The sequence below is a fragment of the Undibacterium sp. GW821-FHT07F11 genome (assembly GCF_059418665.1).
On the sequence record NZ_JBWKQH010000008.1, the window covers coordinates 170,768 to 184,606 of the forward strand.

At 50.8% G+C, this 13,839-nt stretch carries 14 protein-coding genes; 12 read left to right on the top strand and 2 right to left on the bottom strand.

Annotated elements, in window-relative coordinates; genetic code table 11:
• Positions 1–41 precede the first annotated feature (41 nt).
• The 8 genes from AC07OI_RS20385 to AC07OI_RS20420 all read left to right on the top strand — a co-directional run bounded on the left by AC07OI_RS20385 (position 42) and on the right by AC07OI_RS20420 (position 6,606).
• Positions 42–1,469, top strand: coding sequence for an FAD-binding oxidoreductase (locus AC07OI_RS20385; RefSeq protein ID WP_495258524.1), 1,428 nt, complete (start codon positions 42–44; stop codon positions 1,467–1,469).
• Positions 1,466–2,332, top strand: coding sequence for a class I SAM-dependent methyltransferase (locus AC07OI_RS20390; protein ID WP_495258525.1), 867 nt, complete (start codon positions 1,466–1,468; stop codon positions 2,330–2,332). The genes AC07OI_RS20385 and AC07OI_RS20390 overlap by 4 nt, the downstream gene beginning before the upstream one ends.
• Positions 2,333–2,425: 93 nt before the next feature.
• Positions 2,426–2,959: a hemerythrin domain-containing protein gene (locus AC07OI_RS20395; protein WP_495258526.1), complete on the top strand. Its 534-nt coding sequence runs from the start codon at positions 2,426–2,428 to the stop codon at positions 2,957–2,959.
• Between the two features lie 41 nt (positions 2,960–3,000).
• Positions 3,001–3,636 (top strand): pyridoxamine 5'-phosphate oxidase, encoded by a 636-nt coding sequence (gene pdxH, locus AC07OI_RS20400; RefSeq protein WP_495258527.1) that lies wholly within the window; start codon positions 3,001–3,003, stop codon positions 3,634–3,636.
• 133 nt (positions 3,637–3,769) lie between these two features.
• Complete coding sequence (locus tag AC07OI_RS20405; protein ID WP_495258528.1) at positions 3,770–4,900, top strand: MGDG synthase family glycosyltransferase; 1,131 nt, start codon at positions 3,770–3,772, stop codon at positions 4,898–4,900.
• Positions 4,901–4,914: 14 nt separating this feature from the next.
• Positions 4,915–5,409, top strand: coding sequence for a hypothetical protein (locus AC07OI_RS20410; protein WP_492706582.1), 495 nt, complete (start codon positions 4,915–4,917; stop codon positions 5,407–5,409).
• The gene (locus AC07OI_RS20415) at positions 5,402–6,007 is read left to right on the top strand and encodes a dual specificity protein phosphatase family protein (RefSeq protein ID WP_492706580.1); all 606 of its coding nucleotides are present in this window, start codon (positions 5,402–5,404) and stop codon (positions 6,005–6,007) included. The genes AC07OI_RS20410 and AC07OI_RS20415 overlap by 8 nt, the downstream gene beginning before the upstream one ends.
• Positions 6,004–6,606 carry an SRPBCC family protein gene (locus AC07OI_RS20420; protein WP_495258529.1) on the top strand — a complete coding sequence of 201 codons (603 nt, stop codon included), beginning with the start codon at positions 6,004–6,006 and terminating at the stop codon, positions 6,604–6,606. Before AC07OI_RS20415 ends, AC07OI_RS20420 begins: the two co-directional genes overlap by 4 nt.
• Positions 6,607–6,669: 63 nt before the next feature.
• Here the strand turns inward: AC07OI_RS20420 and AC07OI_RS20425 are convergent, their stop codons facing one another.
• Positions 6,670–7,095, bottom strand: a complete 426-nt coding sequence (locus tag AC07OI_RS20425; RefSeq protein ID WP_495258530.1) for an HIT family protein — start codon at positions 7,093–7,095, stop codon at positions 6,670–6,672.
• 15 nt (positions 7,096–7,110) lie between these two features.
• Entirely contained in the window at positions 7,111–7,650 is a 540-nt protein-coding gene (gene msrA / locus AC07OI_RS20430) for a peptide-methionine (S)-S-oxide reductase MsrA (RefSeq protein WP_492706574.1), read from the bottom strand.
• A 473-nt stretch (positions 7,651–8,123) separates the two neighbouring features.
• Between msrA and AC07OI_RS20435 the strand changes: the two genes are divergently transcribed.
• The 4 genes from AC07OI_RS20435 (at position 8,124) to AC07OI_RS20450 (ending at position 13,657) form a co-directional block, all read left to right on the top strand.
• On the top strand, positions 8,124–8,456 hold the full coding sequence (locus tag AC07OI_RS20435) for a hypothetical protein (RefSeq protein ID WP_492706572.1): 333 nt from the start codon (positions 8,124–8,126) through the stop codon (positions 8,454–8,456).
• 181 nt (positions 8,457–8,637) lie between these two features.
• Complete coding sequence (locus tag AC07OI_RS20440) at positions 8,638–10,032, top strand: hypothetical protein (protein ID WP_495258531.1); 1,395 nt, start codon at positions 8,638–8,640, stop codon at positions 10,030–10,032.
• Positions 10,029–10,823, top strand: coding sequence for a hypothetical protein (locus AC07OI_RS20445; protein WP_495258532.1), 795 nt, complete (start codon positions 10,029–10,031; stop codon positions 10,821–10,823). Before AC07OI_RS20440 ends, AC07OI_RS20445 begins: the two co-directional genes overlap by 4 nt.
• Before the next feature lie 5 nt (positions 10,824–10,828).
• Positions 10,829–13,657, top strand: a complete 2,829-nt coding sequence (locus tag AC07OI_RS20450; RefSeq protein WP_495258533.1) for an ATP-binding protein — start codon at positions 10,829–10,831, stop codon at positions 13,655–13,657.
• Positions 13,658–13,839: the final 182 nt, after the last annotated feature.

The following is a 13,839-nucleotide window of genomic DNA, read 5'->3' on the forward strand; positions in this document are numbered from 1 at the left end:
CAAAATCGCAAAATGGAATCTTCAAATCAGGAGAAAACAACATGCCCAACAAAAACCAGTCACATAGCGTAATCAATGTAAATGATGTGCATTCCGCGCTCAACCTCACAAAAGTGAGCAGGATTGTTGAAGTGACCAATCTCGCACAGCTTGCCAGCACATTGGCCGCAGCAAAAAGCAATGGCAAAAAGATCGCCATCAGTGCTGGCCGCCATGCCATGGGTGGGCAGCAGTTTGCTGAAGATGCGGTCTTGCTGGACATGCGTGGCATGGATAAAGTGCTGGACTTCGATCGCGAACTGGGCATCATCACGGTCGAGGCTGGCATACAGTGGCCTGCGCTGATTGATTACCTGGAAGCCGCCCAGAAAGACAGCTTGCATCAGTGGGGCATACGGCAAAAACAAACTGGGGCCGATGACCTCAGTATAGGTGGTTGCCTGTCTGCGAATGTACATGGACGTGGCTTGCAAATGCGCCCGTTCATTGCCGACGTAGAAAGCTTCAGCCTGCTTGATGCGCAGGGGAACTTGCAACACTGCAGCCGCGAAATCAATCGCCACCTTTTCAGACTGGTCATAGGTGGTTATGGCATGTTTGGCGTCATTACCAAAGTCAGCCTGTGTCTGGCTAAAAGACAAAAAATGCGACGTGATGTCAGTATCATCTCGCTGGATGAGTTGATGCCCGCGTTTGCACAACGCATAGATGCTGGCTACGCTTATGGTGACTTCCAGTTCGCCATCGACCCTGCCAGCCCGGACTTTTTACAGCGCGGTGTATTTTCCTGCTATTGCCCGGTATCTGATGCCAGCAGCATCAAGGAAGAACATGCGCTCAGCGATGAGCAATGGCAGCAATTGCTGGTACTCGCCCATGTGGACAAGAGCCGTGCCTTTGATTGTTATGCCCAGCACTATATCGCCAGTTCCGGCCAGGTTTACTGGAGTGACAGGCTGCAACAAACCACTTATCTGGATGGCTATCACAAACAGATAGACAGCCTGCTTGGGCATCAAGGTTCGGAGATGATAGGTGAGTTGTATGTACCCAAAGCTGAACTGCCAGCCTTCTTGCATGATGCTGCGCAGGATTTTCGCCAGCACGGAGTGGATCTCATCTATGGCACGGTACGCCTGATAGAGGCAGATACAGAAAGTTTTTTACCCTGGGCCAAACAAGATTATGCCTGCGTCATCTTTAATTTGCATACTGAACATACTGAGAGCGGTATCGCCGCCACCGCTGCAGCTTTCCGTCGCTTGATAACTCTGGCGATCAAACGCGATGGCAGTTTTTACCTGACTTATGGACGCTTCGCGACAGTTGAGCAAATTCGCCACTGTTATCCCAACTTTGAAAATTTCCTGGCTTACAAGCACCGTTTTGACCCTGATTCACTATTTCAGAGTACCTGGTTCCTGCATCATGCAGCCATGTTCTCTGCGGACCTGGAGCAGGCAGCATGAAGACAAATCAGGCCAGCAACACTGCGCTGATCGTCGCAGCCGGGGTGCAGATGCTGGCGCGTGATCCGGATTACCGCGACCTGGTGCCACACGCGATGGCAGTACATGGCCGACGCTTATTGCGGGCCAGCCACCCGCGTCTGTCCGGCCTTGTTGCACGCCACTGGTTTCGCACACTGACCTATGCGGCAGAGAAAATCACTCTGCCAGGCATCTTGTTGCACTATGTCTTGCGCAAAAAGCAGATCAGGGAATATGTCGCACAATCTGTCGCCGCTGGTACACGTCAGATCGTCTTGATAGGTGCGGGTTACGATACCCTGTGCATGGAATTGGCTGAGCAGTTTGCCGGATTGAAACTGATAGAAATCGATCATCCGGCAACACAGACTGTGAAGCGTGCTGCGGCAGGACCATCACACGCAAATCGCATACACTATATCGCGGCTGAACTGGGTAAACAATCTCTGGCCGAAGTGTTAAGCAGTTGTCCGCACTTTCATGCAAGACAAAAGACCCTGTTCATCGCAGAAGGTTTGCTCATGTATTTGACGACCACCAATATTGCCCAGCTATTACAGCAAATGAAAATAGCCGCAACCGAGACATCATTGATTTTCACCTGGATGGAAATCCAGGCAGACGGCCGGCCCAACTTCCGTCCGGCCAGCAAGATCATCGATTTTTTTCTGAAAAGAAAAGCCGAACCTTTTTTGTCTGGCATGGCACAAGACCAGGTCCCGGCATTTTTGCAGAAAAATGGTTTCAATCTGAACGACTTGAAAGAAAGCGCTGCAGCAACTCAGCGGGCAAGCAAGAGCCAAGCTATCGCCGGGGAATATATTTGTCTGGCGCATAGTTAGCGCGTCCAAGTCAGCACGTCTGAATTTGATATGACGCAAGCATGGCTAGCCTGTCTATTGCATAATAGGCAGATCAACACATGCAAGGTGAACATGAATACTCTATTCGACAGTGCCCCAGGCTTTGATCAGCCCCTGGCAGTACTCAAGCATTGCCATGATCGCATACGCAAACAACTGGCAACCATGACTAAACTGCTGGAGCACTTGCCTGCGCACGGAGCAGACAAGGATGCCCAACAGGCCGCGCAGTCTGTTTTGAATTACTTCATTAAGGCAGCGCCCTTGCATCACGAAGATGAAGAAATCAATCTATTGCCTGAACTGCAAGTCACTGCCAAGAATGAAGATGCAAGCCTGTTAGCCAGTTTGTTGCCAAAAATTCTTAACCAACATGAAGACATGGCGGCGCAATGGCAACAATTAGAAAAGCAATTAAGTGCCATTGCAGCAGCAAGCGCGGCATCCTTATCTGCCAGCGAAGTGCAAGACTTTCAAGCACTGTACATCGAACACATGCAGATAGAGGAAACACAGATCGCCCCCATGGCCAAGCGACTGTTTTCTGAGGCGCAAATGGCAGCGCTGGGCGCGGCCATGCAGGCAAGGCGTGGTATTGCTGCATAAAAAAACATACCGATCTTCTGAATACTTTATCAAGGAAAACCATGTCCGTAGCTGATATCCGCACCGACTACAAAAAAGCCAGCCTGGCTGAATCTGATGTAACCAGCGATCCTTACAGCCAGTTCGCCAACTGGTTTGATCAGGCTTTGAAAGCCGATGTGGCAGAGCCGAATGCCATGACACTGTCTACAGTAAATGTGGAAGGCAAACCCAGTTCACGCATCGTACTCATCAAGGAATTTGACGAGAGAGGTTTTTCCTGGTTCACCAATTACGATAGCGCCAAAGGCCAGGATCTGGAAAATAATCCCCATGCTGCCCTGCTGTTTTTCTGGATTGCACTGGAGAGACAGGTACGTATAGAAGGCCGCATAGAAAAGCTCAGTGACAAAGAAAATGATGCCTACTTCAACAGCCGCCCACTGGGCAGCCGCCAAAGTGCACTGGCCTCGCAGCAAAGCCAGCCTATCTCTGACCGTGAAGCACTGGAGCAAAAATTGGCCGCCGTAGTGGCAGAATTTGGCGATCACCCGCCACGCCCATCCCATTGGGGTGGCTACCGGCTAGTGCCAGAGCGCGTAGAATTCTGGCAAGGCCGCAGCTCGCGCCTGCATGACCGTATCATCTATACCCGCGATGACAATGGCGCTTGGAAGATATCCCGCCTGCAACCTTGAGCTTATTTGAACTTCTTTGATGTTATTTCGCACCCCGGACTACCTCCTGTGAGGAGGTAGTCAGCAAGTCAATTTGGCATGATGGTTTACAGACCATGTTATCCTCGGTGTTTTTTTACCGACACCGAAGTCCATGCCTAAGAAAAAGATCTTGTTATTAAGCGTTTCTGCTGGTGCAGGCCATAAACGTGCTGCCCAGGCCATACAGGCTACCGCGCTGCAACACGCTGCCGACACTGAAGTCTTGCACCTGGACGTAATGGATTTTGTCACCGCCGGGTTTCGTAAAATCTATACAGACTTCTATATCAAGCTGGTCAATAAGGCACCGACCTTGTGGGGCTATCTTTACCACGCCAGTAATGAAGCGCAGTCTGACAGCACCATGGAAAAACTCAGGCGCGGCATAGAGCGCCTGAATGCCCGTCCTCTACTGCAAGCTATTGCCGATTTTGCACCGGACGTTATCATCTGCACCCATTTCCTGCCTGCCGAAATGTTGTCACGTCTGCTGCGCAAGGAAAGGCTGCATTGCCCGGTCTGGGTACAGGTCACCGACTTTGATTTACACAGGATGTGGGTGCATGAACACATGGCAGGCTATTTCGCTGCCAGCGAAGAGGTTGCCGACCGTATGCGTACGTCTGGCATCCCGGCTGAGCGCATTCATGTCACTGGCATCCCCATCATGCCTGCTTTCACCCAGGCACTGGACAGGAAAACCTGTGCAGCAGAATTCGGCCTCGATCCATCTCTGCAAACATTCATGCTGATGGGCGGTGGTGCTGGCCTGGGTGGCCTCGACGAAGTTGCTGAACGCCTGTTGTCATTACCTGGCAATTTTCAGCTTATCGTACTGGCTGGCAAAAACGCCCCTGCCCTGCAAGCCTTGCAAAAACTGGCCTTGCGTTATCCCGGACGCCTGCTTCCACAAGGCTTCACTGACAAGGTAGAACGCCTCATGGCCTGTGCTGATCTGGTCATTACCAAGCCCGGTGGCCTGACTACATCTGAATGCCTGGCCATGGGACTGCCCATGATCGTCAACTCACCAATTCCAGGGCAGGAAGAACGCAATGCCGACTTTTTGCTGGAACAAGGTGTTGCGCTGAAAGCCTATGACGATGTCAGCCTGGCCTATCGCCTGAATCATCTGTTACAGCATCCGGATAAATTGCACGACATGCATCTCAAGGCGCAAGCGCTGGGGCGTCCACAGGCAGCAATACAGGTCTTGCAAACCATACTGGATGCACCGGTTTGAGCCCTGGTTTGACGATGAAATCTGCTAACAATTCAACTAATAATGCATTCAAGGCCTTCTTGCTTTGCTTTATCTTTGTCTGTGTACTGGCGCTGTTCTTTGCGCAGGTAGAAATCCAGATCGAAGGCAGTGGCGGCTGGGCAGCCAATCTGCCAACCTGGCGTATAGAAAAGCACTGGCTGCTGGACATTTTCTGGGGTGGCAGGGCCATGACGGGTTACCATGCCTGGGTCTTTCCTTTCATCACCTTGTTTTTTCATTTTCCCTTTGCGATGTTGCAGCAATGGACGGTCAAACTGGAATGTCGTGCCATCGCCAATATCATGACATTCTGGATAGTCGAGGATTTTTTATGGTTCGTAATGAATCCGGCATATGGCATTTCACGCTTCAGCCCGCGTGATGTGCCATGGCATATACACTGGTTGCTGGGTGTACCAACCGATTATTGGGTAGGATTAATCGGTGCCATTTTTCTCTATATTTATTCGTATAAAAAACATGCTTAATAAGATCATGAAGATCAGCAAGATGCAAAATAAGCGTGGCAACAGCTATCTGGCTGCACTGTCCTGTGCTGTCTTGCTAGTCACAAGTGCCGTCAGCGCACAGGAAACTCGTTCCCCGGACTGGGCGACTCCAGTAGCAGAAACGCAAAACCTGTTCCGCGTACATCAAGACTTTTACCGCAGCGCCCAACTCGACAGCAAGGATGTCGCCTTACTGCAATCCCTGGGCATCAAGACGGTGGTCAGCTTACGCTCCTTTCATTCTGACGCCAGCATCTTCAAAGATTCCAGTATCAAGCTGCAACGCATAGGCATCAATACCTGGAATATCAATGATACCAATGTCATCTCTGCCCTGCGTGCCATCAAGGCGGCAGAAAAGGATGGCCCTGTGCTTTTGCATTGCATGCACGGCGCTGACCGCACTGGCCTGGTGACTGCCATGTACCGTATCCTGTATCAAGCCTGGACAAAAGAGAAGGCACTGGAAGAATTGATGAAGGGTGGCTATGGCTATCACAGCATGTGGAAAAATATCCCGGAGTACTTGAAAAAAGTGAATATAGAAAAAATACGCGAAGGTGTGAATAAACCATGAAGCATGTATCAGTTTTAATTGGCATCACGTCCAGCTTGCTATTGCTGCCAACTACCCAGGCAGCACAACTCGACGCCAGCAAATTCACTGAAACACAAGTGCAATTGATAGATCAAAGCAAGGCAGACAGCAATGGCAAGACTTTTGCTGCAGGCACTATCCTGAATGCGCCTGTCGCCAAAGTCTGCGCAACCATACAGGCTTATGAAGACTATCCCAGCTTCATGCCTAATACGGCCAAGGCCAAGGTCACTCGTCAGCCAGATGAATCTGCCCTGGTCGATTTCACACTGAATCTGCCGCTGGGGAAAATAAAAAAATACCGCTTAAAAATGACACCCAAAGTCAGCTCTGCCGCATGTAATCTGAGCTGGAAATTGCAACCATGGGAAGGTTTGAAACAGGAAGAAACCATAGCCGATACCTCAGGTCAATGGGAACTGACAGCCCTGGCTGACAACCCCGCCAAAACTGTCGTCAAATACCATGTCTTTACCGATCCGGGCCCGGTGCCCATGGGCCTGGGCTGGATAGTTGATAGCATGAGCAAAGACAGCATACCGAAAATGATGGATGCGCTCAGGAATAAATTGCGTTGAATGATGTGAAATGGATTTGAAAAACAGGAGAAGCTGTAATTCTCCTGTTCTTCTGGCTCAGGTTCATGTTAACGAGCAAATTTCCTGACTAAGTGCCAAACGCGCTGCATATGCCTGCAATACCTCCAGGCCTGGCTCCTTGCGTGGCCAGATAAGCTCTACCCCATCCCCGGCAAAGCGCGGCAGCACATGTAAATGCAGGTGCGGCACAGTTTGCCAGCCAGCTTCACGATTTGCCTGCAAGATAGTCATGCCTTCAGGTTGAAATTCTTGCTGCACAGCCCTGGCTATCGCATGCGCAGCGCGCATCATCGCCATGGCTGTGGCTTCATCAGCATCCATCAAGGTCGGGTAAGGCTGTTTGCTGGCGACCAGCACATGACCAGGATTAATCTGCCCGGCATCCATGAAAGCAAACACCAAAGCGTCTTCATACACTTTGGCACAGGGTAGCTCGCCAGAGATCAGTCTTTCAAATATGGTAGGCATAGCTTCTGATCATGCTTAAGTGATCAGCTTGCTGGAAAACATCTTCCTGGCCTTGGCGACTTTTGGGGCTACCACGAATGAGCAATAGCCTTGCTGCGGATGCTGGCGGAAATAATTCTGGTGGTAGTCTTCCGCAATATAAAACATTGGTGCCTGGCTGACTTCCGTGACGATCGCATCATCCCAGACCATCGCCATTTCCTTGACGACTTGCTCAGCAGTTGCCTGCTGTTGCGTATCATGGAAAAAAATCACGGAACGGTATTGAGTGCCACTATCATTACCCTGACGGTTCAGCGTGGTTGGATCATGGATGGTAAAGAAAATTTCCAACAATTCCCTGTAACTGATGACAGCCGGATCAAACGTCAGGCGCACCACTTCTGCATGGCCAGTTTTGCCCGTGCAGATTTGTTCATAAGTGGGTTGATGCACTGCCCCGCCAGAATAGCCGGACTCCACTTTCAATACCCCGCGAATTTGCTGGAATACCGCTTCGGTACACCAAAAGCAACCGCCTCCCAGTGTGGCAAATTGAGTTGATGTCGTGGTCATGGCTTTCTCCTGGTTTATATGGCAGTTGAATATACTTAGTCTGCTCACAAGTCATTTTCTTACATTTATGAATTTTTTTCTCACAAGCTGCAAGCTCAGATGCAAGTGCGGTAATTTCAGAATCCACCCAATTTGTCCGAATTCTTTTCTAGTTCAATGTACACAATACGTACACAACGCGCAGCACATCATAATGATAATCAAAAAAACAACTTTTAAAATCCGGCCAAATGTGAATTAATGTAACCATGCAATCCAAAGATTACAAAAACTTACACGAGAATATGAAAGGAAATACTTGGTATACGACTAAAATATTTCCTCAATTTTGGTGATGTCTTCTCCCACTGCCAGACACAGTGGTGAGTCATTCAAATATCCACAGACATCCTGTAGAGATGGCGGATACCAGAATTTAATTGCCAGACCAGATTTGGCGCATATTTTCTCTTTGCTATTTCAATAAGTACACCATGTTAATTGACGTTATCAAAAACGGTTTCAGGACTATCTTCAGAGTGCGCCATGACCGCGAACTGCCACCACCTGGCCCTAAACCGGCATTTGGCAGCACCGTTGTCTATAAACGCCTGAAGATGCAATTGATCGTGCCTATTGACTATGAACAATGGGAATGGCTGACCGAAAAAGGCTGGCGCACGCTGGACATGCGTTCAAACCGCCGTCGCTACTTCAAGGTACCGCGCAAAGCGGTGACACGTCTGTTACATGCCAATGAAACAGAGCGTGAAGTGCTGCTTCTGCAAATCATAGAACATCGCTATGACAGATCACGCCTGCACTGATTAATTTTAAAGCAACATTTTTTAAATTATCCATATTTTATAAATTCGCTATACAAACTTGCATTAGCATTAAGAAAATGGATTTTTAGCCATATGCTCAACATCATTTTCTTGATGCGCACTGCCAAAAATTAAAATCCTGACAATACTCAAGCAGGCTGCAAGCGGTTAAAATGCCCGCATGCAAAATATAAGTAACGACGCTGAGGTTCAGAACGAAGACGATCTCGCTCTGCAGACCTATTTCAAGCCTGGTATTACTCCCGAAGACGTTTCCGCTGTATTCCCCCTGAAGCGTGGCCAGCCTGTTTTACAGGCTTTTACGGCTTTGTTTCATGGCGGTTTCAACGGGGTGCTGTTGCGCCTGCTGGTTTTGCGGGAATTGACAGCGGATGTGGAAACACCTTCGCTAAGCCGGGCAGATATCAATGCCAAACTCGGTTATCTCGAAGCAGATGCTTTGGAGACGGTATTGTCACGCCTGCGCTCTACCGGTTTGCTAATCTGGGATGCCAGCCAGTCGGTCTACCGCATTGCACCGACAGCCCGCAATGTACTGGCGGCGATAGAGTCCTTGCTGCAAGTCGAAGAAAACAATGACCAGGCTGAGATGAGTTATATGCTCACCCAGGTTGCCGGTGCACAGGCCGTTGGCGGCGTCTCGGTGGAACAGTTGCATCACTTGCTGGGCCGCCTGATAGAGTTGACGGAAGAATTCTCGGATGCGATAGCCTCAGGCTCAGAATTCCAGTTGCGCACTGCCCAGCAAAAATGGCATACCGCCTGTGACTGGGTAGAAAAAGGTTCAGAGATCATCCATGCCATCACCAATGACAGCCGTGCCGATGCAGCAACACACAGGGCAGCGCAGGCCATAGGCCGCGCCCAGAGTGCCTTGCTGAATATGCAGGGCATGTTCTCAAGAGCTTTGAACCAGATTGAGCGCCAGCGTGTGCATCTGGGTCAGTCTGGCTTGTCGACCACCGATATCAAGACCTGGCTGTTGCAAAAGGATGATCTGGCAGCACTGGCTGACGATGCATTGGCAAAACCTGTAACGCCGATGTTCATCACGCCCTCAGAAATGATAGACGTGGCCGAGAGTGAGTTGTTGAGCCACCGTGTCTCTGCCCTCGCTGGTGCCTTGCCTGCCGGTGAAAATGCACCGTCGATTGCCAACGATGATAGCGATGCCCTGCATGAGCTCGATCACTGGCTGGCCTTGCTGACTGAGGCCGATGCCTCAGAAAAACCGATCTCGCTACAAGATATTTTATTACCGTCGAATTTTTCGATTGCCTCTTACCGGGCCTCCATGCTGCCTTTGCTGGGTGACCCCAATGAATCCGCCTTGCAGGGCGCAACCGGGATACTGGCACGCCTGCCGCTGGTCTTCAATTCCAAAGACAAAATGCACAAGGTGCATGATGAACATGTCGCGGCAATGTCCATTGCCAGCCTGAACGCCCCCGATGCGGCCAACGCAGTCCAGCCAGCACGCAAAGCGAAGTCATCTGCACCCGCTGAACAATCTGCACCATCTGCACCACCTGTACAGACAAGAGAAACACCATGATCGAAGATGCACAAATCCTGATCGCCCGCTTGCTGGCGCACCAGACCCTGCGCCGTGAAGACAAACTGGTCAAGCGCGCCTTGTCAGATGAATTATTCCGCACCGAGATCGATACACGCCTGAAAGCCTGCGGCATGAAGTTTGTCGATAACGTGTATGCCGACTATGTGACCCTGGCACTGACACGCGATAGCGAATCCAAGGTATTTGGTACCAAAGAGACCTGGCAAAACAATAATTTTGGCCTGGCTCGCGATGGCGTGGCCTTGCTGGTAGTCTTGTGGTCACTGATCATTTTACCGAAGCGTGAACGCCAGGAAGCCCATCAACTGGCAGAAGAAGACCAGAATGATATGTTCGGCAAAGACAAACCCATGCCGCGCGCAGAAGATACCTCGATAGGTATTTCCTACCGCGCCCTGCTGGCAGACTTTGGTGAAAAGCTGGGCAAGAAAACCCGCATGGACATGAACCTGGGCCAACTGGCACGCGTAGGTTTTATTGAGCGCAAGGCAGATCTGATTTTGGAAGGCCCGCTGCTGGATTTGCTCATGGATACCGATACCCTGAAAGACCGCATCATCAATGGCGCGCTGTCAGATATTTTCCAGATCCCGGTACCACGTACACCTGCCATCATCGCACCTGTTGTTGCGCCTGAAGCTGAAATCTCTGTTGAAACAAATGAAGCAAACGTGGAAACGCCCGTTGCCGATGCAAGTGCAAATACCAGCACTGATATAGACGCCAGTCCAGACATCAATCCCGACACCAATACCGAAAAAGAATAAGCACCATGTTTCATATCAAATCGCTTGAACTTGTCCATTGGGATTATTGGCAACGCATCAAGAACATCCCTCTCGATGCCAAGATCATTACCATCGCCGGGCAAAATGGCTCGGGTAAAACCACGCTGCTGGATGCCTTGCGCACCCTGTTTGGCCTGGAATGTTCGATGGGGCGTTCGTACAAACATTACGCCCGCCACTCAGGTCAGCAAACAGCATGGATACGTGCGGTGGTGGATAACAGCGCGGTGGGTCCGCAGATTTCCAACCGCCCTTTCCGCATGTCTGGCCTGTATGAAGATGAGGTCACGCTGTTTTGCAAGATAGAAAAAAATGGTGGTGATTGGAAGCGCCAATACCTGATGCGCAGCGGCAAAACCGAGATAGAAGAAATACAGGAAGCCAATGACTGGCTGGGTGTGGAAAGTTATCGCAAACGCTTGTCACATGCAGGCTTGTCAAATGCCATGGGTAAAGTACTGGCGCTGGAACAGGGCGAGACAGACAAACTCTGTGAATACGCGCCGCGCCAGTTGCTGGACCTGGTGTTCCAGGTCTTTGGCGACAAGGAAGTGCTGGATGCCTATGATGACGCCAAGCGTCACCAGCGTGATACTGAAACTGAATTGCAGCGTTTTGAAACCGAGTTGGAAGGTGCAAAAACCAATCTGGAAGGCTTGCGCCTGCGCGTTGCCAATTACCACCAGTATGAAAGCCTGAACAAAGAAAAGCGCGACCTGCAGGAAGAGATACTGCCTACCCTGCAATACCATGAAGCATTGGAAAAAGCGGGCACTACCAGCCAGGCCCTGCGTGCCAGCAAGCGTTTTTTAAAGACGCAAGACCTGGCCCTGTCTGACCGTCGCCAGCACCTGGCACAGCAGGCACAGCAAGTCACAGATGCCAAGCAGGCAGAAGCTGCACTGGAAGCTGAAGAATCATCACTGCGAGAAAAGCTGGGACAGATCAACAGCAAACTCAAACCGCAAGAAAGCCTGCTGGAACAAAAAGCCCGTTTGCAAAAACTGGCTGCTGAAGCTGATGCCGATGTCGCCAATATCGCTGACGATCTGGAGAAGAAAGAAGCCGAGCTGTCACGCCAGAAACTGGAACGTGATTCCCTGACCCAGCGTATTGCTGGCGAGATGGAAACCATCGCCGCCCTGCAAGGCAAGTCTGCCCTGCCTGACCCTGAGAATGTGCGCCAGATGCGCCGTGCACTCACTGATGCGAATATTCCACATTGCATGCTGCCAGAGATTGTCGAAGTAACCGATCCTAAATGGCAGGCGGCGGTAGAAGGTGTATTGCGCGGCTATACCTCAGTCATCTTGCTGGACAAAGCCACCGATGCTTCTGCCGCTTACCGCATTGGTGAAAAGCAGCGCTACAGCCACTTCATTGTGCCTGACCGTATCAGTGCACCGGTGGTCAAGGACCAGAGCCTGCTGTCTGTCGTTAACTTCACTGGCCAGGCACCTGGCTGGCTGATAGAACAACTGCAGCGCATCGATACCGTAGGCTCAATTGAGCTTGGCATGAAGTTGCCTAAGAACCAGGAATGGATTACGCCTGACGCCTATCATTTCGAGCGCCGTGGTGGCCGTTCGCTGTTTGTCGAAGTATCACGCTATCGCTTTGGTAATGCAGGCCGCACCCAGCGCCTGGAAGCCTTGCTAAAGTCTTTGCCACGCCTGCAATCGCAAGAAGATGTGCTGACCATGCAGATCAGCAAACTGGCAGGTGAAATCAGCTCTTTCAAAGCGCGCCTGGCTGGTGTTGACGCCGCAAAAGAACTGAGTGCCCGCCATGCAGAATTTGAAGAAGCCAGCCGCAATACTCAGCCGCTGAAACAGCAGCGCATGGAAGTCGGCGGTCGCCTCGGTGAAATCGCACCTTTGCTGAAAGCAGCTACCGAGCAACGCTCGGTAGCTCATTTGAAATGGGAGCAGGCCAAGGCTGCAATTGCCGATGCCGAAGCCCAATTGCGCACATCAGAAAAGCGCCATGCCGATGAACGCAAGGAACAATTTGAAACCCTGCGCGCCATGCGCGACACCTGGCATACCCTGCCGCATAACTGGAAGCGCGCTTCGCACCGCAAGGAACTGGTGGCCGAGCATGAAAACGTCCACCAGATAGAATTGCGCATACGCAGCCTGACGAATAACCTGGCGCGTGATGACTGGGAAACTGATTCCACCGTGGTCGATCAATACACCCGCCTGAACGCCCTGCTGCAAGGCCGCCAGGCTGAGACTGATGAACGCCGCTACCAGAATAACCGGGCGATAGAAGCCACCGTGAATGCCCGCGCCGCCTATATGGACAGGTTGCGTTTCACGATCAAGTCATACAGCAAGAACATCAAGCAACTAGGTGAGCTGGCAGGCATAGAAGTGCATACCGACCCGGTCAAACTGGAGAATGACGACATACAACTGGCCCAGGCTGGCTTGCATGTACGCTTCAAGTTTGACGGCAAAGGCCCGATAGGCATGAATGATGGTGAAGCATCTGGCGGCCAGCAAGTCATGAAGTCACTGATACTGCTGATAGGTTTGCTGAAATCTGACGATGGTTCAGGCGGTTTTGTCTTCATCGATGAACCCTTCGCCCATCTGGATATACGCAATATCCAGCTGGTTGGTGAGTTCCTGAAGAACACGGATGCCCAGTATCTGATGACGACGCCGCTGACGCATAATACTGATGTGTATGACCCATCAGAACTGACACTGATCACCAGCAAGAAGAAAAAAGATACTGAATGGGCGCAGCCTATTTTTGTCTTGCAGAGAAAGACTGAGAAAAACAAGGCTGCCAAGGCATGATGGATATCCCCTGATATCGCTTGATATGAGGGGATAGTTCATTCTGAGCGCCACTTTTTCTATGTACGTTCAGCTAAGCCTGGAGAAAACTATTAACGGTAAATCAGGATGAGCACCTGCAATGTTGTTGTTTCCACCTGCGCAAGCAAATTGACCTATAGACTGCTTCCGAAAAGATGTAA